20 protein-coding genes and 1 riboswitch are annotated in these 19,758 nt (G+C 71.7%); of the genes, 8 read left to right on the plus strand and 12 right to left on the minus strand.

Annotated features, from left to right (window positions below; translation table 11 throughout):
• Window positions 1–3: 3 nt before the first annotated feature.
• From AVL59_RS38645 to AVL59_RS38655, 3 genes are read right to left on the minus strand one after another with little or no spacing between them, the layout of a single operon-like run.
• Window positions 4–1,074, minus strand: coding sequence for a prenyltransferase/squalene oxidase repeat-containing protein (locus tag AVL59_RS38645; protein ID WP_067313913.1), 1,071 nt, complete (start codon window positions 1,072–1,074; stop codon window positions 4–6).
• Complete coding sequence (locus AVL59_RS38650) at window positions 1,071–1,841, minus strand: class I SAM-dependent methyltransferase (RefSeq protein ID WP_067313915.1); 771 nt, start codon at window positions 1,839–1,841, stop codon at window positions 1,071–1,073. Before AVL59_RS38650 ends, AVL59_RS38645 begins: the two co-directional genes overlap by 4 nt.
• Window positions 1,835–3,235: a glycosyltransferase family 4 protein gene (locus AVL59_RS38655; protein ID WP_067313917.1), complete on the minus strand. Its 1,401-nt coding sequence runs from the start codon at window positions 3,233–3,235 to the stop codon at window positions 1,835–1,837. Before AVL59_RS38655 ends, AVL59_RS38650 begins: the two co-directional genes overlap by 7 nt.
• 221 nt (window positions 3,236–3,456) lie before the next feature.
• Here AVL59_RS38655 and AVL59_RS38660 point away from each other — a divergent pair, with 221 nt between their 5' ends.
• Window positions 3,457–4,089 carry a TetR family transcriptional regulator gene (locus tag AVL59_RS38660; protein WP_067313919.1) on the plus strand — a complete coding sequence of 211 codons (633 nt, stop codon included), beginning with the start codon at window positions 3,457–3,459 and terminating at the stop codon, window positions 4,087–4,089.
• 12 nt (window positions 4,090–4,101) lie between these two features.
• Complete coding sequence (locus tag AVL59_RS53775; protein ID WP_067313921.1) at window positions 4,102–4,647, plus strand: hypothetical protein; 546 nt, start codon at window positions 4,102–4,104, stop codon at window positions 4,645–4,647.
• Here the strand turns inward: AVL59_RS53775 and AVL59_RS38670 are convergent.
• Together AVL59_RS38670 and AVL59_RS38675 are read right to left on the minus strand one after the other, a co-directional pair.
• Complete coding sequence (locus AVL59_RS38670; RefSeq protein ID WP_067313923.1) at window positions 4,644–4,877, minus strand: ferredoxin; 234 nt, start codon at window positions 4,875–4,877, stop codon at window positions 4,644–4,646. The genes AVL59_RS53775 and AVL59_RS38670 overlap by 4 nt on opposite strands.
• A 2-nt stretch (window positions 4,878–4,879) precedes the next feature.
• Complete coding sequence (locus tag AVL59_RS38675) at window positions 4,880–6,331, minus strand: aldehyde dehydrogenase (protein ID WP_067313924.1); 1,452 nt, start codon at window positions 6,329–6,331, stop codon at window positions 4,880–4,882.
• A gap of 114 nt (window positions 6,332–6,445) precedes the next feature.
• Here AVL59_RS38675 and AVL59_RS55270 point away from each other — a divergent pair, with 114 nt between their 5' ends.
• Both AVL59_RS55270 and AVL59_RS38685 read left to right on the plus strand, forming a co-directional pair.
• Window positions 6,446–6,688, plus strand: a complete 243-nt coding sequence (locus tag AVL59_RS55270) for an HIT family protein (RefSeq protein ID WP_237281789.1) — start codon at window positions 6,446–6,448, stop codon at window positions 6,686–6,688.
• 125 nt (window positions 6,689–6,813) lie between these two features.
• A complete protein-coding gene (locus tag AVL59_RS38685; protein WP_067313926.1) occupies window positions 6,814–7,845 on the plus strand; it encodes an MBL fold metallo-hydrolase in 1,032 nt (343 codons plus the stop codon).
• A 273-nt stretch (window positions 7,846–8,118) separates the two neighbouring features.
• Here the strand turns inward: AVL59_RS38685 and AVL59_RS38690 are convergent, their stop codons facing one another.
• The 5 genes from AVL59_RS38690 to AVL59_RS38710 all read right to left on the minus strand — a co-directional run bounded on the left by AVL59_RS38690 (window position 8,119) and on the right by AVL59_RS38710 (window position 13,447).
• The gene (locus AVL59_RS38690; RefSeq protein ID WP_067313928.1) at window positions 8,119–9,603 is read right to left on the minus strand and encodes an FAD-dependent monooxygenase family protein; all 1,485 of its coding nucleotides are present in this window, start codon (window positions 9,601–9,603) and stop codon (window positions 8,119–8,121) included.
• A 16-nt stretch (window positions 9,604–9,619) separates the two neighbouring features.
• Window positions 9,620–10,801, minus strand: coding sequence for an MAB_1171c family putative transporter (locus AVL59_RS38695; RefSeq protein ID WP_067313930.1), 1,182 nt, complete (start codon window positions 10,799–10,801; stop codon window positions 9,620–9,622).
• Window positions 10,802–10,856: 55 nt separating this feature from the next.
• Window positions 10,857–12,035, minus strand: a complete 1,179-nt coding sequence (locus tag AVL59_RS38700) for an MAB_1171c family putative transporter (protein WP_159400189.1) — start codon at window positions 12,033–12,035, stop codon at window positions 10,857–10,859.
• A complete protein-coding gene (locus AVL59_RS38705; RefSeq protein WP_237281790.1) occupies window positions 12,032–12,565 on the minus strand; it encodes a toxin in 534 nt (177 codons plus the stop codon). Before AVL59_RS38705 ends, AVL59_RS38700 begins: the two co-directional genes overlap by 4 nt.
• Window positions 12,566–12,844: 279 nt before the next feature.
• Window positions 12,845–13,447 carry a helix-turn-helix transcriptional regulator gene (locus tag AVL59_RS38710; RefSeq protein ID WP_067313934.1) on the minus strand — a complete coding sequence of 201 codons (603 nt, stop codon included), beginning with the start codon at window positions 13,445–13,447 and terminating at the stop codon, window positions 12,845–12,847.
• 359 nt (window positions 13,448–13,806) lie between these two features.
• Between AVL59_RS38710 and AVL59_RS38715 the strand changes: the two genes are divergently transcribed.
• Window positions 13,807–14,838: an ornithine cyclodeaminase family protein gene (locus tag AVL59_RS38715; RefSeq protein ID WP_067313935.1), complete on the plus strand. Its 1,032-nt coding sequence runs from the start codon at window positions 13,807–13,809 to the stop codon at window positions 14,836–14,838.
• Window positions 14,839–14,889: 51 nt separating this feature from the next.
• On the opposite strand, the gene AVL59_RS38720 is transcribed toward AVL59_RS38715, so the two are convergent.
• Window positions 14,890–15,501, minus strand: a complete 612-nt coding sequence (locus AVL59_RS38720; RefSeq protein WP_067313937.1) for a helix-turn-helix domain-containing protein — start codon at window positions 15,499–15,501, stop codon at window positions 14,890–14,892.
• A gap of 250 nt (window positions 15,502–15,751) precedes the next feature.
• Here AVL59_RS38720 and AVL59_RS51050 point away from each other — a divergent pair, with 250 nt between their 5' ends.
• Window positions 15,752–16,795, plus strand: coding sequence for an ATP-grasp domain-containing protein (locus AVL59_RS51050; protein WP_067313939.1), 1,044 nt, complete (start codon window positions 15,752–15,754; stop codon window positions 16,793–16,795).
• Window position 16,796: 1 nt separating this feature from the next.
• Here the strand turns inward: AVL59_RS51050 and AVL59_RS38730 are convergent, their stop codons facing one another.
• Window positions 16,797–17,468: a phosphotransferase gene (locus AVL59_RS38730; RefSeq protein WP_067313940.1), complete on the minus strand. Its 672-nt coding sequence runs from the start codon at window positions 17,466–17,468 to the stop codon at window positions 16,797–16,799.
• 52 nt (window positions 17,469–17,520) lie between these two features.
• Window positions 17,521–17,656: riboswitch (cobalamin riboswitch) on the plus strand.
• 113 nt (window positions 17,657–17,769) lie between these two features.
• On the opposite strand from AVL59_RS38730, the gene AVL59_RS38735 reads away from it, so the two are divergent.
• Together AVL59_RS38735 and AVL59_RS38740 are read left to right on the plus strand one after the other, a co-directional pair.
• The gene (locus AVL59_RS38735; protein WP_067313942.1) at window positions 17,770–18,993 is read left to right on the plus strand and encodes a prenyltransferase/squalene oxidase repeat-containing protein; all 1,224 of its coding nucleotides are present in this window, start codon (window positions 17,770–17,772) and stop codon (window positions 18,991–18,993) included.
• Window positions 18,990–19,625, plus strand: coding sequence for an SCO2322 family protein (locus AVL59_RS38740; RefSeq protein ID WP_067313951.1), 636 nt, complete (start codon window positions 18,990–18,992; stop codon window positions 19,623–19,625). The genes AVL59_RS38735 and AVL59_RS38740 overlap by 4 nt, the downstream gene beginning before the upstream one ends.
• The last annotated feature ends 133 nt before the right edge of the window (window positions 19,626–19,758 follow it).

Genomic DNA, 19,758 nt, shown 5'->3' on the forward strand with positions numbered 1-19,758 from the left:
CGGTCAGCGGCAGCAGTCGGGGGCGAGCCCGGACGGCAGGTGTTCGCCGCCGAAGACCGCGCAGGTGGCGTCGTGACCGCCGAGCGCGGCGACGGCCAGCAGGAGTGAGCCGGCCGTCCAGGTGGTGAGTTCGCGGGGCCAGATCGCGTCGTCGTCGAAGACGTAGCCCGTCCAGTACAGGCCGCTGTCCGTGTCGCGCAGGTGCTGGATGGACTGGAGGATCTCCAGGGCGCGGTCCGACTCGCCCATCGCCCACAGGGCGAGGGCCAGTTCGCTGGACTCGCCGCCGGTCACCCAGGGGTTGGGCACCACACAGCGCACGCCCAGACCGGGCACGACGAAGCGGTCCCAGTCCGCCTCGATGCGGGACTTGGCCTCCGCGCCGGTCAGCGCACCGCCGAGGACCGGGTAGTACCAGTCCATCGAATAGCGGTCCTTGTCCAGGAAGCGCTCGGGGTGGCGGCGGATCGCATGGCGCAGCGCGCCCACCGCCAGTTCCCAGTCCGGCTGCGGCTCTTCGCGCTGGTCGGCGATGGCGAGCGCACACCGCAGGGCCTGGTGGATCGAGGAGCTGCCGGTGAGCAGCGCGTCCGCGGTGGGCGTGCCGTCGTCCTCGCGCCGCCAGCCGATCTGGCCTCCGGGCCGCTGCAGCCGCAGCACCCACTCCACGGCCGCGTAGACGCACGGCCACATGCGGTCCAGGAACGTGTCGTCGCCGGTGGACAGGTAGTGGTGCCAGACGCCTACGGCTATGTAGGCGACGAAGTTCGACTCGCGGGCACGGTCGGTGACGTCGTCATGGGCCCCGTCGGCGTAGGCCGCGTACCAGGAGCCGTCCTCGTTCTGGTGGGCGGCGAGCCAGAGGTAGGCACGCTCGGCGGCCTCGTGCTCGCCCGCCGCGTCCAGCGCCATCGCGGCCTCGGTGTGGTCCCACGGGTCGAGGTGGTGCCCTCGGAACCACGGGATCGCGCCGTCCTCCCGCTGCACGGCGAGGATGCCGCGTACGGTCGCGGCGGCCTGCTCGGCGGTGAGGACCCCGGGCAGGACGAGGTGTTCTGTCCGGGGGGTGGTCACTTGGCGGCCGCCTCGGAGATCTCGGTCTCGGCCTCGGTCTCGGCGAGCCGGGGCAGGTGGGGCTTGGTCGCGTAGAGGACGAAGCTCTTGCCGATGACCGGGTTCAGCGCCTGCTCGGCGATCCGGGTGGCCAGCGGCTTCTTCATGATGTCCCAGACCAGCAGCTTGTGGTACGCCTTGACCGGCAGCGCCTTGTCGTTGTCCACGCCGAAGGCGCACTTGAGCCACCAGTACGGCGAGTGCAGGGCGTGCGCGTGGTGGGTGCCGTACGGCTTCAGGCCCGCCTCGCGGACCTTGGCCAGCAGTTCGTCGGCCTTGTAGATGCGGATGTGGCCGCCCTCGACCTCGTGGTAGGCGTCGGACAGCGCCCAGCAGACCTTCTCGGGGCCGTAGCGCGGCACGGTGACGGCGATCCGGCCGCCGGGCCTGAGCACGCGCACCATCTCGGCGAGCACGCCCTTGTCGTCGGGGATGTGCTCCATCACCTCGGAGATGATGACGACGTCGAAGGACTCGTCCGGGAAGGGCAGCGCGAGGGCGTCGCCCTCCATCGCGGTCGCGGTCGCGCCCTCCGGTGCCTCGCCGGCCTCCTTCATCGCCGCGAACCACTTGGCGACCTCGCGGATCTCCTCGGCGTTCTGGTCGAGCGCCACGACCTGCGCGCCGCGCCGGTAGCACTCGAAGGCGTGCCGGCCGGCCCCGCAGCCGAGGTCCAGGACACGGTCGCCGGGGGCGAGCGGGAACCGGGAGAAGTCGACGGTCAGCACGTGGCCCTGCTTTCGGAAGAGATGCCGGTGTCGGTCGTGGAGGCTGTCTGGGCAGCGCTCGCCGCGATCGCGGGGCGGCCGGGTTCCGCGACCGCGGAGCGGGCGATGGCCTCGCGGTAGCGGGAGACCGTCCCCTCGGCGGCGCGGGCCCAGGTGAACCGCTCCAGCACCCGCTCCCGGCCCGCGCGGCCGAGTCTGGTGCGCAGTTCCGGGTCGCCGAGCAGCCGGCTGAGGCCGGCGGCCAGCGCGCCCGCGTCGCCCGGGGGCACGGCCAGGCAGGTCTCGCCGTCGCGGCCCGCGACCTCGGGGATGGCGCCGCCGGTGGTGGCGACCAGCGGGGTGCCGGTGGCCATGGCCTCGGCGGCGGGCAGTGAGAAGCCCTCGTAGAGCGAGGGGACGCAGGCGACCTCGGCCGAGCGGATCAGGTCGACCAGCTCCGCGTCGGAGATGCCCTTGACGAAGTCGACGGCGCCGTCGAGGCCGTAGCGCTCGATGGCCTGGGCGACCGGGCCCTCCTCGGGGCGCTTGCCGACGACGACGAGGTGGGCGGCCGGGTGCTCGGTGCGCACCTTCGCGAGCGCCTCCACGAGGAAGACCAGGCCCTTGAGCGGCACGTCCGCGCTGGAGGTGGTGATGATCCGGCCGGGCACCTCGGCCACGCCCGGATTCGGCGCGAACAGGTCGGTGTCGGCGCCGATGTGAACGACGTGGATACGGTCGTCGCGGACGCCGAGGTGGTCGACGATCTCCTGGCGGGAGGTGCCGGAGACGGTGAGCACGGAGGGCAGGCGGCGGGCGACGCGCTTCTGCATCCGGGTGAAGGCGTACCAGCGGCGCACGGAGTAGCGGCGCTGCCAGCCCTCGGCCGCGTCCAGCTCCAGCTGCCGGTCGACGGTGATGGGGTGGTGGATGGTGGTGACCAGGGGCGCGCCGATGTCGCCCAGCAGCCCGTACCCGAGCGTCTGGTTGTCGTGGACGACGTCGAACTCGCCGCGGCGGGCACGCAGATGGCGGCGGGCACGCAGGGAGAACGTCAGCGGCTCGGGGAAGCCGCCGGTCCACATGGTGGCGACTTCGAGGGCGTCGACCCAGTCCCGGTACTCGTCCCGCTTCGGGGTGCGGAAGGGGTCGGGCTGGCGGTAGAGGTCGAGGCTCGGCAGCTCGGTCAGGCTCAGACCCTCGTGGCCCTCGTCCAGCACGGGATACGGCTGTGAGCCGATGACCTCGACCCGGTGGCCGAGGTGGGCCAGCTCACGCGAGAGGTGCCGTACGTAGACGCCCTGGCCGCCGCAGAACGGGTTCCCTTTATAGGTGAGAAGCGCGATGCTCAGGGGTCGCTCGCCGTCGGCGGCGAGGTCCGGTCGGGGACCCGCCTGACTGGCCTCAGCGGTCACTCTGGGCCCCCTTCTGCCTGCACTTGTCCCGCGAGACTACGACGGGACGCTAATCTAGAACAAGTTTCAGACTTGATCGTTCAAGAGGCTCTGAATCTACCGGCAGGTAGGGGCACTGGGAGCAGTGGATCAGGTGATTCACGCCACGACGCGGACCCCCTCCGTGCAGGATGATCACAAGCCCTACAGACGCCCTCACCGACTGTCACGGAACGGGACCCATGCCTGCGGAATCCAAGGTGGAAGCGCACAGCGCCCGGCCCTCCTCGCCGCCGCTGACCGAGCGGCAGGAGGCCCGCCGCCGCCGGATCCTGCACGCGAGCGCACAGCTGGCCAGCCGGGGCGGTTTCGACGCCGTGCAGATGCGCGAGGTCGCCGAGTCCTCGCAGGTGGCCCTCGGCACGCTGTACCGCTACTTCCCGTCCAAGGTGCATCTGCTGGTCGCCACCATGCAGGACCAGCTGGAGCACATGCACGGCACGCTGCGCAAGAAGCCGCCGGCGGGCGACACGGCGGCCGAGCGGGTCGCGGAGACTCTGATGCGGGCCTTCCGCGCCCTGCAGCGCGAGCCGCATCTGGCCGACGCCATGGTCCGCGCCCTGACCTTCGCCGACCGCAGCGTCTCCCCCGAGGTCGACCAGGTCTCCCGGCAGACCACGGTGATCATCCTGGACGCGATGGGCCTGGAGCACCCGACCCCCGAGCAGCTCTCCGCCGTCCGGGTCATCGAGCACACCTGGCACTCGGCCCTGATCACCTGGCTGTCGGGCCGCGCCTCGATCGCGCAGGTGAAGATCGACATCGAAACCGTCTGCCGCCTGATCGACCTGACGGAGCCGGGCGCCTCGCGCTGACCGAAGATGCGGATGAACGCCAGGATGCTCGCCCTTGCCGACGCCGGGCTGCCTTCGGTCCGGCCGGACGACGTTCCCCCCGCATACCGCGCGCTCGCGGAAGAGGGCTGGACCGTGGACGCGGACGGCGCCTGTCTGCTCTCGGCCCTGCGAGCCGGCTGGAGCGGGTCCGCGGCCGGCGAATTCGGGGACGTCGTTCACTTCGAGGCCACGGTGAACGGGCGCGCCATGATGGACCACGACCTGCCCGCCGACGGCCCGGAAAGACGGCACCGACTCCTTCGGCGCTCCGTCGCTTACGCCTGTCTGGCCCTGCGGGCCGCCCCCGCGGAAGGCGGGCATGCCGTCCTCGGGTACGTCTCCCTCTCGGAGGGCGGGCTGTCGGACGACACTCCGACTTCGCACGTCACCTTCTGCACGCGCCGCCCGGACGTCCTGCCGTATGTCGACCGGATCGAGGACTACTCCGGGGAAGCGCTGCTGGAGCTCTCCAGGGACGATGCCGTGGAGCTCCTCGCCGCGACCGCGGGGCCTGCCCCGCGGTCGCGGCACTCCTAGTCCTCGGGCGGGAACACCGGCTCCCCGCTCCCCACCAGCGTGATGACGATCGCCTCCACCGGGCAGCTCTCGGCCGCCTCCAGGATCTGCTCGCTCGCGTCGGTGTCCGGATCGGCGGGGTGGGACTGGCGGGCGGAGTCGAGGCGGAAGCCGTCCGGGGCGTGGTGGACGCACTGGGCCGAGCCGATGCACACGGACCGGTCGACCTCGACGTGCCAGCGGTCGCCCATCCCTACGCCCCCGCCGGCAGGTGGATCATCTTGTGTTCGAGGTACTCGCCGTAGCCCTCGGGGCCGAACTCCCGCCCCAGACCGGAGTTCTTGTAGCCGCCGAACGGGCCCAGCATGTCCAGGCTGAAGGTGTTGACGGAGTAGGTGCCGGTACGGACCTGCCGGGCGACCTCGATGCCGCGTTCGACGTCGGCCGTCCACACGCTGCCGGACAGGCCGTAGTCCGAGTCGTTGGCGATCTTCACAGCCTCCTGTTCGTCGCCGTAGGGCAGGAGACAGATCACGGGGCCGAAGATCTCCTCGCGGGCGATCCGCATGGAGTTGTCCACGTCGCCGAAGAGGGTCGGTTCGACGTACCAGCCCTTCTCCAGGCCCGCCGGGCGGCCGCCGCCGGTGAGGATCTTGGCGCCCTCCTCCTGGCCGATGCGGATGTAGTCGAGATTGCGCCGCTGCTGCCGCTGGGCGACCAGCGGGCCGACCTGGGTGGCCGGGTCGAGCGGGTCGCCGACCTTCAGGGCGCTCGCCGCCCGGGCGAAGGCGTCCGCGTAGTCGTCGTAGCGGGCGCGCGGGACGAGGATGCGGGTCTGGGCGACACAGGCCTGTCCGTTGTTCATCCAGGCCGCCGGGACGATGCCCGCGACCGCCGTCGCCACGTCCGCATCGGGCAGCACGACCGCCGCGGACTTGCCGCCCAGCTCCAGCGTGACCCGGGTGAGATTGCGGGCGGCCACCTCCATGACCCGCTTGCCGGCCGCGACCGAGCCGGTGAAGGAGACCTTGTCGATGCCGGGGTGCCCGACCAGGTACTCGCTGACCTCGCGGTCGGCGGGGAGGATGGAGAGCACACCCTCGGGCAGGCCTGCCTCGCGCGCGATCTCACCGAGCAGGTACGCGTCCAGCGGCGACTCGGGGGACGGTTTGAGTACGACCGCGCAGCCGGTGAGCAGCGCGGGGGCGAGCTTGGCGGCGGCGACGAACTGCGGGACGTTCCAGGGGACGACGGCCGCGACCACGCCGACCGGCTCGCGCCGCACGAGGATCGGGCCGAGGACCCCGTCCCTGCGCTCCTCGTGGGTGAAGTCCCGGGCGACCCTGATCGCCGCGTCCCACACCATCATCGCGCCGAGGGCCTGGGCCAGCACGCTCCAGGAGTACGGGGAGCCGTTCTCGGCGGAGATCACCCGGGCGATCTCCTCGTGCCGCGCGGCGATGCCGTCCTTGATCCGGGTGACGACCTCGATCCGCTCGGCCGGCGAGGCGCGCGGCCAGGGACCCTCGTCGAACGCGCGGCGCGCGGCGGCCACCGCCCGGTCGACGTCCTCGCGACAGGCGTGCGGCACCCGGCCGATGACCTCCTCGGTGTGCGGGGAGATCACCTCGATGACGTCCTCGCCCCGGGGATCGCTCAACTCCCCGCCGATGAACAGCTGTCCGTGTTCCACGAGCTCGGTCATGGCCGACTGCCTCCCGCCGCACCGCACATTTCTGACGCTGTTTCAGGACTGATACCAGTTCTAGTTGCAGTAAGCCAGACTGCGAGACGGATACCGGAGACCGGGAAGCGAACGGTGGCTCACCGGCTCGCACGCGCGCTCCGCCGCTCGAACCTGCGGTGCGAGGGCGTCAACCTGTTCCTGGCCGACGGCGAGGCCGCCTTCCAGGAGGTCTTCCATGTGCACCTGCATGTCTTCCCCCGCTTCGCCGGAGACGGCTTCCGGATCCACGCGGAGTGGCGGGCGCGAGAGCGGGGCGAGCTCGACGAGAGCGCCGGCGCCGTCCGCGCCGGCCTCTCGGCACTCACGCCCGGGTGACGCCGGCAGCCCGGGCCGGCGGAGCCTCGAATCGGCTTCCCCGGCAGGGATCTGACGCTTCATCAGTTCTGGTTATAGTGGGCAAAGGTCGCACGTGGCACCGGCGGTGGGGTGGAGGGCATCAGATGGTGAAGACGTTCGATCACGGCGGGGGCACACTGTCCGTTCAGGTGCCCATTCCGGACAATCCCCTGGGCTACACGCTGGTGTACGTCGTGGACACCGACCGGGGGCCGGTGCTGGTCGACACCGGCTGGGACGATCCGGCGTCCTGGGACACGCTGGCGGCGGGGCTGGCGGACTGCGGTACCTCGGTGGCGGACGTGTACGGGGTCGTCGTCACACATCACCACCCGGACCACCACGGGCTGTCGGGGCGGGTGCGCGAGGCCTCCGGTGCCTGGGTGGCGATGCACGCGGCGGACGCGGCGATCGTGCGCCGGGCACAGCGGACGCGTCCGGAGCGCTGGTACGCGTACATGGCCGACAAGCTGACGGCCGCCGGGGCGCCCGAGGAGCACGTCGCTCCGCTGCGCGCCGCGCGTAGCCGCCGCCGTACCCTCCCCGGTCTCTCCTCCGCGCTGCCCGACCGTGAGATCGTCCCCGGCGAGCTCCTCGGTCTGCCCGGCCGCCGGCTGCGGGCGATCTGGACCCCGGGGCACACGCCGGGGCACGTCTGCCTGCACCTGGAGGAGAAGCACCCCGCCGGACTTCCGGGGCACGGGCGGCTGTTCAGCGGTGACCACCTCCTCCCGGAGATCACCCCGCACATCGGCCTGTACGAGGACCCCGACGACGCCACGGTGAGCGACCCCCTCGGTGACTACCTGGACTCCCTGGAGCGGGTGGGGCGCCTCGCCGCGGCCGAGGTGCTCCCCGCCCACCAGCATTCCTTCACCGACGCGCCCGGCCGGGTGAGGGAGTTGCTCGCCCATCACGAACAGCGCCTCACCGGCCTGCTGACCCTCCTGAGCGAACCGCTCACCCCCTGGCAGCTGGCCGAGCGCATGGAGTGGAACCGGCCCTGGCCCGAGATCCCCTACGGATCGAGGACCATCGCGGTCTCGGAGGCCGAGGCCCATCTGCGCCGTCTGGTGAAGCTGGGCCGGGCGGAACCGGTGCCGGGGAGCGACCCGGTGGCCTACGTGGCGCTGTGACCGGCCGGCGGGGCCGGCATGCCGACGACCGCCGTCGGACCGCGAACCGGCCGCGAGCGGGGCGCCGCGCAGCCGCGTGCCGGGGTGCCGGCGCCGGTCCGTCGGGCACCGTGCCGGCGGGCGGGGGCGCGGCGGGCGCCGTGCTGACACTGCGGCCGGAGGGGCGCGGCGCCCGGTGATGCCGCCGGCAGCGGGCCCGCAGGCACCGGCGCACGTGCCGGCGGCGATCACCTCCGGGCTGCCGACCGCGCTGCCCGCCGGCGCGGGCGCCCGTCATCGGGCCGGGGACGGGGTGCCCCGGCCGTGGGCGTGCGTCAGGGTCGCGAGGAAGGCCCGCTCGTCCGCCGTCAGGGGCGGTCCCGACAGCGCGGGCAGCGGCGGGCCGATCAGCGCGGACAGGAGGGCGTCCGGTCGCATCAGCCGGGTCGGGCCCGTGCGCATGCAGGTGATGTCCCACACGGCGGACGCGGCCCGGTAGGAGCCGGTCGCGGCCGTCGTCAGCCGCTTCGAGTACCCGGCGGTGAGACGGTGTGCGAGGGTCGGCCTGCCGCCTTCCACGCCGGGATACAGGACGTCCGTGCTGACGGCCACGGACCACGCCGCCTCGACGTACCGGGCCGCCTCCCGCTGAACGCGGCGGGCCAGCCCGGGTACGCCGACGTCCGTCTGCCGCACGGCCTCGGCCAGCGACTGGGCGCCCAGCGCGGCAACCGATATGCCCTGGCCGTAGAGGGGGTTGAAGGTGGCCGCGGCGTCGCCGAGCGCGACGAAGCGGTCGGGCCAGAGACGGGTCTTCTCCAGATACCGGCGGGAGTTGCTGGTGCTGTGACTGGTGAAGACCGGTGTGAGCGGGGTGGCTTCGGCGATCAGCCGGCCCACCAGGGGGCTCGGCAGGTCGAGGGCGTACGCCAGGAACGCGTCGGGGTCCTTCGGGGGTTCGCTGCCGCGGGTGCCGCCCAGACTGACCATCCACTGGTCGTTCTCGATGGGGACGATCATGCCGCTGCGCCCGGGCCTGCCGCTGTAGGGGTCGGCCTGGATCAGGGTCAGCGGCCAGTTCCGCGCGCCCTCGGGAACGCGGTGGACGCGGGTGGCGTTGACCAGTCCGGAGTCGAGGTTCTCCTCGCGGACGTCATGGATGCCGAGCGCTTCGAGCCAGCGCACGATGCGGGTCCCGCGGCCGCTGGCGTCCACGACGAAGTCGGCGTCCAGTTCACCTTCCCGTCCGTCGCCGGACAGGCGCAGCCCGTGGCCGGCGAGCAGGCCGGGGTCGAACGCGCCGTCCGCCACGGGCGCCAGGCGGACCCCGAGGACCTTTCGGGCGCTGCCGAGCAGCCCGGTCGCCTGGGCCCGGTGAACGGTGACGTTGGCGTCGCGCAGCACGGCGGTGCGCACGACCCAGTCCAGCAGGGCCCTGCTGCAGGTGATCGTGAGGTAGGCGTCGTGGTGCCGCCAGCGCCTGAACCAGCCCGCCGGGGTGAGGGCGAGCATGCCGGAGCTCAGCGGGATCTGCCTGGCCCCGGCCGCCAGCAGGGCCTCGCGCATGCCCGCCCGGGGAAGCAGCTTCTCCATCGCCTCCAGGCCACCGTGCATCAGCAGATGGGCATGGCGCCCCTGGGGCACACCGGTGCGGTGCTCGGGCCCGTCGGGCAGCTCGTCGCGGTCCAGCACCACCACGTGGTCCACGACCGGCGACAGCGCCGCGGCGGCGAGCATGCCGGCTGCGCCGGCACCGATGACGACAGCTCTACGCGACATCACACTCCTATGTCCTTCAGCTTCGAGTGGCCCGCTTCGCGCCTTCGCGCGCGGCTCTGACGACGGGTGAGTTCGCCAGCGCCTCTGACAGCCGGACCAGTTCGCTTGTCTCCGAGAAGACTGCCGTGTGCAGGCGGGACGCGCCGCCCGAGTCGGGAAAGTCGGGTGGCGGCAACTGCCCGGCCTGGTGTGCGGCGTCGACCACCATGGCGGCGGCCGCGACGAAGTCCGCCTCGCCGGGCGTACTTCCCTGGGCCTTCGCCTGCCGGTACGCCGACTCCCGGATCCGGCCGTCGCAGCGGGACTGCAGGGCGAGCAGGGCATCGAGAATCCTCAGCTCACGGTAGTACAGCCTGCCCCGGGGCAGTTGCCAGCGCGGTGGCGCGGGCTTGGGGGCGGTCGGGACGTTCTGGAGTTCGGCCCAGAGCGGGGCCAGCGCCCGGTAGTCGGACAGGCTGCTCCACTGGACCTGGGCCGCGGGCAGCAGCCGGGGCAGGACGAAGCCCGCACTGCAGATCAGGGCGCCCAGCGAGGTCACCTGCGGTGCTACGTCGGTGGACAGCACGTCCAGGTCGTGTCCCGTCCAACGGGCGACGACCGCCGTGAACTTCGCGCACTCGAAGCCGACCACGTCGGCCGCCAGCCCCACCATGATCAGCTGCAGACCCGTCCGTAGAATTCCGGTCACTTCGCGCGACCAGCGCAGACACACGTAGCACATGGTGATCATGCAGGCGCCATGTCCGACAAGGTAGAGAACGATCATCTCCCGCATGTACGGGGTGTTCGCGTAGTACGTGTCGAGGTCCCGAAGCCGCTCGACGGGCGCGTCCGCGAGCGAGAACAGCGTGATGATGGCGGCGATCAGCAGGCTGTACACGGCCGCGATCCGCACGCTCCAGAGCCTGATCCCGTCGGCGGGACCGCCGCGCCAGTTGAGGAGAAGAATCAGCAGCGAGGCGCTGTACGCCGAAATGACGCTGTAGGTCATGGGGGCGCCGAAATTCGGAATCCCGGTGAAGTCGTTGACCGCTTCCAGGGTGACGGGCGCCGAACAGAAGAAGCACAGTCCGCCGAGAACGATCGCGGCACAGGTGGAGGCGGTCAGCGGATCTCTCAGCGCGACATGCGGCTTCTGGCAGAGCAGCAGGGCGGCCATGCCGAACAAACACGACGCTGCGTACACGACAAGGCTCATGGGTCGAGAGCTCCGTTCAGCATGGGCGAAGGTGTACCGGGGGTGAGCGTCGGTCTCATACCGATTCGGCCGGGGCGGCGCCCTCGTGGAGACTCAGGGCCACCATGCCCTCGCAGTCGGCCAGCGCGTCGGCGATGCAAAGGAGCACCGGAAGGTCGGGTCGATCCGGCAGCGGACCGGTTTCACCGGCGGCCGTGAACCCGTTTTCCCTTTCGCTCGCCGCCTGTGTCGCGGCGGTGATGGCGGCTGCCCACGCGACGGCCTCCGCCCGCTGCGCGTCGCCCGCCGTGTGCAGCTGGTCGAAATACGTTTCCCGGTAGAGCCCTTGGTCGAAATAGCGCTCCAGGTAGTACAGGCCGTTGTAGATGGCGGTCTGACGCCAGGTCAGCCATCGGGTGCCCGAGGGCCAGAAGGGCCGCGGAGCACGCAGGCTCTCACGGGTCAGCACTTCCGTCAGTTCCCGGTCCAGCGGGCCGAGCCGCGCGTAGGCGCGCCAGCACCCGGCACGGTCCGCCAGATAGGGGCCGGCCAGCGGGATCACGGTGCCCGCGACGGTCAGCGTCGCGCCGAGGCCGGCGCAGGCCGGCGAGATCGTCGTACCGAGCCGGGACCAGTCGTGTCCGTACCAGCGGGCGACCACGGCCACGATCTTGGACGCGCTGTAACCGGCGCCGAGGACGGTGCCCATCCCCATCATCAGCAGCCCGGCGCGCAGGTGGCCCTTCACGTGCCGGGCCCAGCCCAGGGACCGGTACGCGGCGACCACGACGGCCGTGAGGTGGGCGACGAGATACAGGACGATCATCTCGGCGGTGTACGGCGTGGTGGCGTAGTAGGTGTCGAAGTCCGTCCGGCGTTCCACCGACGCGTGCCCCAGGGCGAACATGACGCCGATGGCGCCGAGGACACCCGCGTACCCGAGGATCCAGCGCCGGGCGGTCCGGGCCGTTTCCGGGCCGCCGCGCCAGTACACGATGAGGACCAGGGAGGCGGCGCTGTAGGCCGTGATGGCCGCGTAGGTCAGGGGGGCCGCCAGGTTCGGCACGCCGCTGACGGAGTTGATGAATCCGACCGTGCTGGGTGCGCCGAACAGGAAACACAGCGAGGCAAAGGCCAGAACGCTGCTGATGGCGAGCAGAAACGGATCGCGTCGTTGCCGTACGAGGTCGGGTATTTTGGCGAGCAGGCCCAGCCACAGAATTCCGCAACTCATATAGTTGATCAAGTCGCTCATCTGTTGGTCCCGCGGTAATTGAGAGCCGCCCCGATGCGTCCGGCGAGGTCATTCGTGGTGGCGGTCTGCGCCGCGTAGACGGAATCGGGAGAGGCTTTCAGCCAGGGCCGCAGTCTGTCGCCGATCAGCATTCCGAACAGGTCGGCCCGCTGCTCGGCGATTTCCAGGAACCGGGTGCGTGCGGCGGTCGGCTGGGATCCTTCGCCGTCCGCCAGGGGAAAGGGATTCTCGGAGTGCGCGACGAGCGACGACGAGTCGTTGTCGGCCATGTGCCACAACTCGTGGCCCAGGATCACCAGTTTCATCCAGGGCGGGGCGCCCGCCTCGATGATGATGTCGTCGCGCGTGTCGCGTTCGATCCACAGCCCCGTGGTGGCGGTGTGCGGCGCCGGGAAATTGGCCATGTGCACCACGATCGGACGCCCTCGCCACTGCGATGCCGATTCGACCAGAGCTTGGAGCAGCTCACCCGGATCCGCGGGAATCGGAACCCTGAGAGGTTCGATGAGCGCGTCGGCAAGCCGACGCATCTTCCTGGTCGTACGCACCATTCTCCCCGTTGGCCCTCGACTGAAGTGGAAGGAGCCGCGGTCGGGCCGGTCCGCAGCTCAACGTGGCGTGGCGGTCACGTGTCGTCGCAAATATGCCAAGCCCCTGACGCTTCAGCCACCCTCAGTGTTTAACCGAGCACGGGAGGAATGGGATGTAACACGGAAACAGGGTGATCCAAGGCTTGACGAATGGCCAAAACGGCACACTCGCACGCCACTTGGGCCCGACCTCCCGTAGAGCGCTCTCAGATTGCGCCGCTACGCCACTTCATTGGCTTCGTCCTGTGGGCGGGTGATTCTCTCCGCCCAGTACAGGAGACCCTCCAGCGCCCCGTCCGGCATGCTCGGGGCCCGCCGCGCCAGGCGGTACATCGCCTGGGTCCGCAGTGGTCCGAGCGGGTCCGACTTGCGCTCCAGCTCCAGCAGCACCGGGGCGAGAGCGAGGTTGAGGGCGGTCGGCTCGTCCGTGGTGAAGAACCCCGGGGTGAGATTGAAGAACTGACGCAGCCGTTCGGCCGCCTCCAGTCCGGGCAGGCCCCTCTTGTACCACTCGCTGAGCGTTTGCCGGGTGACGCCCGCGATGGCGGCGAGCTCCTGCTGGGAGTACGGCTTGCCGTCCTTGCGCAGATAGTGCGCACGGAGGAAATCCAGCCGCCCGCGCACCCGCTCGGGCACCGAGGTCTCCTCCGCGCGGCCGCCCTCCAGGAGGGCGGTGACGACCTGCGGTTCGATGCCCGTCTGCTGGGACAACGCGGCGACATCCACGGCCTCGACCGCCGTGAGTCGTTCCGGCTGCCCGGCCACGAAGGCCAGGGCCCTCAGGGTTTCGGCCAGTCTGGCATATGCGTCGTCGTGAGCCACCGAGTGTTCTCCGGGGGGCGTCGTCCGTTGTGATGCTGAAGCAGACGTGAGGGTATCCGGTCATCTTCCAGACAACCAGAGCGTGGGCTCTATCTGCATACCAATGCAGAAGATCTTGACAATCGAAGAGCGGCGGTAGCAGGATCACCGAACACCTGCGATGGCGGTTCGCCCGTGCCGATGGGACTTCAGGCCCTCAACGCCGCTTACGGCCCGTGCCCATCGCCTGCCGCCCTCCGCCTCCGCCTTCCCCACGGTCTCGGATCAGCCGGCGTACAGGTGCTCTGCAAGGCTGACCGATTCCCCGCTCGCCCCACTCAGGGCTGTGGGCTGCGCGCCCGAGCTCCGGAAGGAAGAACATGGACGCCCTGGTTCTGACGCAACGTCACGTCGGGAAGATAGTCGAGCTCTGCGGCCGTGACCTCTTCGCCGATCTGGTCATCGACCGACTGCACCGGGCCCTGGCCGAAAAGGGCAAGGGCGCCGCACCCGCCCGGGCCGGCTTCAGCCGCTGCCCCGGGGACACCGGAGCGATCGAGTGGATGCCGTACCACATACCCGGCGACTGCATGACCCTCAAGACGGTCTCCTACACGCCCACCCGCACGACGAAGCGTCAGTACTTACCCGTCATCAACGGAACACTCACCCGCTTCGACGACGAGACGGGGCGGCTGACCGCGGTCTGCGACGCGCGGCTGCTCACCGCGGTGCGCACGGGCGCGGCCTCCGCCGTGGCCAGCCGGATGCTGGCGCTGCCGGAGAGCCGGGTGCTGGGGCTGGTGGGGGCGGGCGCCCAGGCGGTGACCCAGGCCCACGCCCTGAGCAGGGTCTTCCCTCTGGAGAAGATCCTCGTCCACGACATCGAGCCGGGCCACGCGGCCTCCTTCGCGGACCGCGTGCGCTTCCTGGACCTGGAGGTGCGCCCGGCCGATCCCGCGGAGCTGGTCGCCTCGGCCGACATCATCTGCACCGCTACCACCGTCGCGGTCGGGGCGGGCCCCGTGCTGTCCGCCGACGGAATCCAGCCCCATGTGCACATCAACGCGATCGGGGCCGACTTCGTCGGCAAGACCGAGCTGCCCCTCCCACTGCTGCGCGAGGCACTCGTCGTACCCGACCATCTGGACCAGGCACGGCACGAAGGCGAGTGCCAGCAGCTGTCCGAGCCCGAGATCGGGCCCCGGCTGTCGGCCGTGTGCTCGCACCCCGAACGCTGGGCGCCGTACCGGCACCGGATGACGGTCTTCGACTCCACCGGTTACGCGCTGGAGGACCATGTGGCCCTGGACGTCCTGATCCAGCTGGCGGCGGAGACGGGCGTCGGCGAACGCATGCTCATGGAGCACCTCCCGGTCGACGCCCTGGACCCCTACACCTTCGCCGACTGAACGGCTGGACGACTCAGCGGCTCCACACCGGGCGCGCCCACGGGTACCGGGTCAGGCGCGCCGGACGCTCTGCCGCCCCGCGTGGCTGTCGACCTGCTCCGACGTGATGATCATCTCCACCAGGTCGGCGAGGGTGGCCAGCTGACGGGCGTTCATCTGCGGGGCGCGCGCGGCCAGCCGGACCAGTCCGCACTCGCGCAGCCGCAGCAGCGGGTCCGCCTCCGCCTCCAGGCCCTGCAGGACGGGCTGCAACGCCTCGTGGAGCGCCTCCGGTTCGTCCGCGGCGAAGAAGCCCGCCGACAGACCGAAGAACCTGCGCAGCCGGTCGGCGTGTTCGAGGCTCGGCATGCCGCTCTTGCGCCACTCGCTCAGCCACTGCCGGCTGGTTCCGGCGATCCTGGCCAGCTCGTCCAGCGAGTACCGCTTGCCGTCGGGGCGGCGCCGGGTCTCCCTGATGAAGTCCAGCCGCTGCCGCACCCGTTCGGCGAGGCACGCCTCAGGTGCCCGGCCGCCCGAGAGCAGCTCGACGACGACACCTACGGGAATGCCGGTGCGATGGGAGAGGTCCGCCACATCCAGGACCTCCGGCAGCCGGCCGGGTCGGCCGGTCAACTCCCCCAACCGCTCCAGCGCAGCGGCCAGCGGGGCATAGACGTCACTCACCGCGGTCCCCCCCCTGGGCGTGTCGTCCGTTCGGTGCTGAGCTGACGCGAGGCTACCCGGTCACTCGTGCCCCGACCAGATGTGACAAGGACGCCTGCTGAATTAGGCAGTAATCGTTGACAGTTGAGGGCGCGGTGGGTGAGGATCTAGGCACAGAGAGCAAGATCGACCCGCCTCGGGTGCTGCCTATGGGGGAGCAGCATCCGGGGCGTTCCTCTGTCCGCCTTATCCCCACGGAGGTGAGGCGACCATGCCGCATCCCGTTCTTCTTCTCGGGGTCGGCCGGTGCGCCGCGTACGGCGAGTTCGCACTGGCGCGGATCGCGGCGGCCCACCCGGTGGTACTGGCGGGCACCGCCCCGCCCGGCTGGGCGCTTCCCTACCTGGCGGGCCATATCGCGGCCGACCCCGGGCAGGAGCCGGACGCGGCGGAGGCGGTGGCGCGGCAGGCGGCCCGGCTCGGGGTGGTCGGCGTGCTGACCTGGACCAGGGCGCGACTGCCCGCCGCCGCACGGATCGCCGCACGGCTGGGGCTGCCCGGCATCCCTCGGGAGACGGCCGCCGCCTGCGCCGATCCGGCGGCGTCACAGTCGCTGCTGGCGCGGCACGGGGTCGCGCCTGCGGGCCGGGACGACACCGAGGGACCGCTCGTCTCCGCCGAGGCCGTCGTCCTCGACGACGAGGTCCGCATCGCCGCGCTCACCCGTACGACCCCGGGTCCGCCGCCCGCCCGGCAGCCGCTGCGGCATGCCGTGCACGCCCACGACGGGCTGCTGCACAACCCGTTCCTGCGGCAGACGGTGGAGCGGACCGTCACGGCGCTGGGTCTCGCGCACACCGTCGCGCACATCGGCCTGCGGCTCACCGCCCGCGGCCCCCGCGTCACCGACGTCGTCCCGCACCTGCCCGGCGATCTGATCCCGCTGCTGGTCGAGCGGGCCACCGGTGTCGATCTGGCGCGGGCCGCCGCGGCCCTGGCCACCGGCCGGCTTCCGGACGTGGCCCCGACCCGGCAGCGGGCGGCCGCGATCCAGTTCGCCTACCCGGCCACGACCGGCCGTCTGACCCGGCTGGACCTCGACCCCGCCGTCGCGTACGAACCGTCCGCCGAGCGCATGGTCCTCACCCGGCAGACCGGCGACCAGGTCACCGCGGCCTGGCACGCGGGCCCCGCAGACCGGCTCGCGCACTGGGTGACCGAGGGCGAGGACCCACCCGAGTGCGCCCGCGCACTGCACCGGATGGCGGACTACCTGGACGTCACCGTCACCTCACAGGAAACCCGGGCCGCCTGACTCAAGAAAGCCGGCCCACCGTCCGGATCAGCCGCTCCGCGTCGCCCAGGGCGTCGATCTCGCGGCGGCTCATCGTCGGATTGGCCGCCCGGCGGCGCAGGGCCTCGGTCAGTCCGTCGTCGGTGAGGCCGCAGGAGTCGGCGAGCAGGGCCGTCAGCATGGCGAGGGCCCCGTCGGCGAGCGGTTCGCCGACGACGGCCACCTGGGCGAGGATCACCGCGGACATGCCCCAGTCGAGGGCCGGTTCCCCGTCCTCGGTGTTCGACCAGTCGATGACCCGGGGCCCGTCCGAGGTCAGCATCACGTTGTCCGGATGCAGGTCGAGGTGGAGCACTCGCGCGTCCGGCGCGGCCGCGTCCCGGCCCGGTACGGCATGCAGCCGCCGCAGCAGCCCGGCCAGCAGCGTGCCCCCTTCCGCCGCGCCGATCCGGCCCTCGGCCAGCGCGCCCAGCATCGTCGGCCCCTCCAGCCGCTCCATCACCAGGTCGGTGCGCGAGCCTGAGGGCCGCACCCGGGGCACCGGATACCCGTGCCGCCGTACGTGCTCCATCACGGCCCCCTCGGCGGCCGCGTCCCCCCAGCCGTCGCGGTCCCGGCGCAGCACCCAGCCTTCGTCGATCTCGTACACATCGGCCGAACGGCCCGATCCCAGCAGTCTCCCCGTCACCGTCATGACCGTGACCCTAGTCACCGCTCCCGTGTGCCCACAGCCACCCCTCGGCCCGCGCACGGCTGCCGGTAAAGTGAGCGGGTCGTCATCACACCCGTACAGGGGGAAGCCGGTGCAATTCCGGCGCTGACCCGCAGCCGTGAACCGTCCCCCGGGCGGTGAGCCGGACCGCCCCGTACGGACGTTGACCGGCTCGCGTGCGCGGCGGCCCGTCGCGCACGGCACCGTCGAGGTTTACGGAGCCGAGCCGCCCGGGGGTTCCCGTGCGCTGCCGGTTCCCCACAGGGAGAGGCAGTCGCCGACCATGAACGTCCGCCGCAGTGCCGCGGCTCTCGCCGCCATAGGCGTGCTGGCCGCCGCCGCACCCGCCACGGCCGCAGGCCCGTCCCCCTCCCCGAAGGTGGCCGTCCCGTCCGGACTGTTCGGCAAGGGCGACCCGACGTACGACGGGGTGTGGCGCCAGTCGTTCGCCCTGCTCGCGCAGCACACGCTCGGCGAGCGTCCCTCCGCCTCGGCCATCAACTGGCTGGTCGGGCAGCAGTGCGACGACGGATTCTTCCCGGCCTTCCGCGCGGACCCGTCCAAGCCCTGCCTGGGCAAGGACGGCGCCCAGGCCGACATCGACGCCACGGCCGCCGCCATCCAGGCACTGCAGGCGCTCGGCGAGCACGACGGCGAGGTCCACAGGGCGGTGGGCTGGCTGAAGGGGATGCAGAACAAGGACGGCGGCTTCGGCTTCTCCATCGAACAGCCCAGCGACACCAACCACACCGCCGACGTCATCGGCGCGCTCTCCGTAGCCGGTGAGAACGTCACCGCGCTGCGTTCCGAGGGCAAGACCCCGCTCGAAGCGCTGTCCGAGTTGTCCATCCCCTGCTCGGCGGACGGCGGCGGCGCGTTCGCCTACCAGCCGGACAAGAAGGGCAAGTTGGCCGCCAACGCGGACGCGACGGCGGCCGGGGTGCTGGGCGCGCTCGGCAAGGGTTTCGTGATCGAGCCCGGCAAGGCCCGCGACAAGGCGCCCGCCTGTACGGCCTCCGGCAAGCCCACCCCGGCGCAGCTGGCGGACAACGCCTCCGCGTACCTCGCCCGCACCCTCGCCAAGACCGGCCACCTCACGTCCTCCCTGGCGGGCGCCAAGGACCAGCCCGACTACGGCAACACCGCGGACGCGGTCGTCGCACTCGCCGCGACCGGTTCGACTGCGCAGGCGAAGAAGTCGTACGCATGGCTGGAGAAGAACGCGGGGAACTGGGCCGAGCAGAGCGGTCCGGCCGCCTACGCCGAGCTGATCTTCGCCGCGCACGCGATCGGCGCGGACCCGCACGACTTCGGCGGTACGGACCTGGTCCGGGCGCTCGACGCGACGGGACCGGCGACGCAGACGGCGAAGGCGACGCATTCCGAGGCGAAGCAGGGCAAGCACGACTCGGGGACGAAGGTCTGGTGGATCGTCGGCGTGGGCCTGGTCGCCGGCATCGGCATCGGCTTCCTGCTCAGCGGCCGCCGGAAGCGGCAGCAGCCGTGAGCGCCGTCCGCCGTGCCGCTGCCCTGCTCGTCGCCGCGTTCGTCCTCGTGGCCGGTGCCGCGCAGGCGCAGGCCGCCGCTTACCGCTACTGGTCGTTCTGGGAGCGGGACGGCGGCCGCTGGACGTACGCCACCGAGGGCCCCTCGACCGCCCGGCCCGACGACGGTGCCGTCCAGGGCTTCCGCTTCGCGGTGAGCGAGGACTCCGCGGACGCGAGCCGGCCGCGCGGCACGGCGGACTTCGCCACGATCTGTGCGGGGACGCCCGCGAAGCCGGGTACGAAGCGGGTGGCTCTCGTCATCGACCCCGGCACGGAAGCGGACGCGCCGTCCGGCGAGACACCGCCCACCCGCCGCACGGCCTGTGCCCGCGTCGCCCCCGACGCGACGACGGCCGAGGCGCTGGCGAAGGTGGCGGATCCCCTGCGCTACGACACGAACGCCCTGCTGTGTGCGATCTCCGGGTATCCGCGCAAGGGGTGCGGAGAGTCTGCCGACGGCACGGCGAAGAAGGGGGCGCAGAAGAAGGAGTCTGACGGTGGTCCTTCGCTGGGGCTGCCGATCGGTGTGGGCGTGGTCGTACTCCTGGCGGTCGCGGCGGTGTGGCAGTCGCGGCGGCGCGGGAATGCGTAGCGGTGGTGAGCCGGAGCGCCGTTGGCCCTCGGACCGTCGTCCGACTGCGGGTCCGCGGTGGCTGGTCGCGCAGTTCCCCGCGCTCCTGGGGAGTCGCAGTCGCCGCGGCCGTACAGCGCACCCCATGGGGGAG

The organism is Streptomyces griseochromogenes, from assembly GCF_001542625.1.
In the GTDB taxonomy this organism is placed as follows: Bacteria; Actinomycetota; Actinomycetes; order Streptomycetales; family Streptomycetaceae; genus Streptomyces; species Streptomyces griseochromogenes.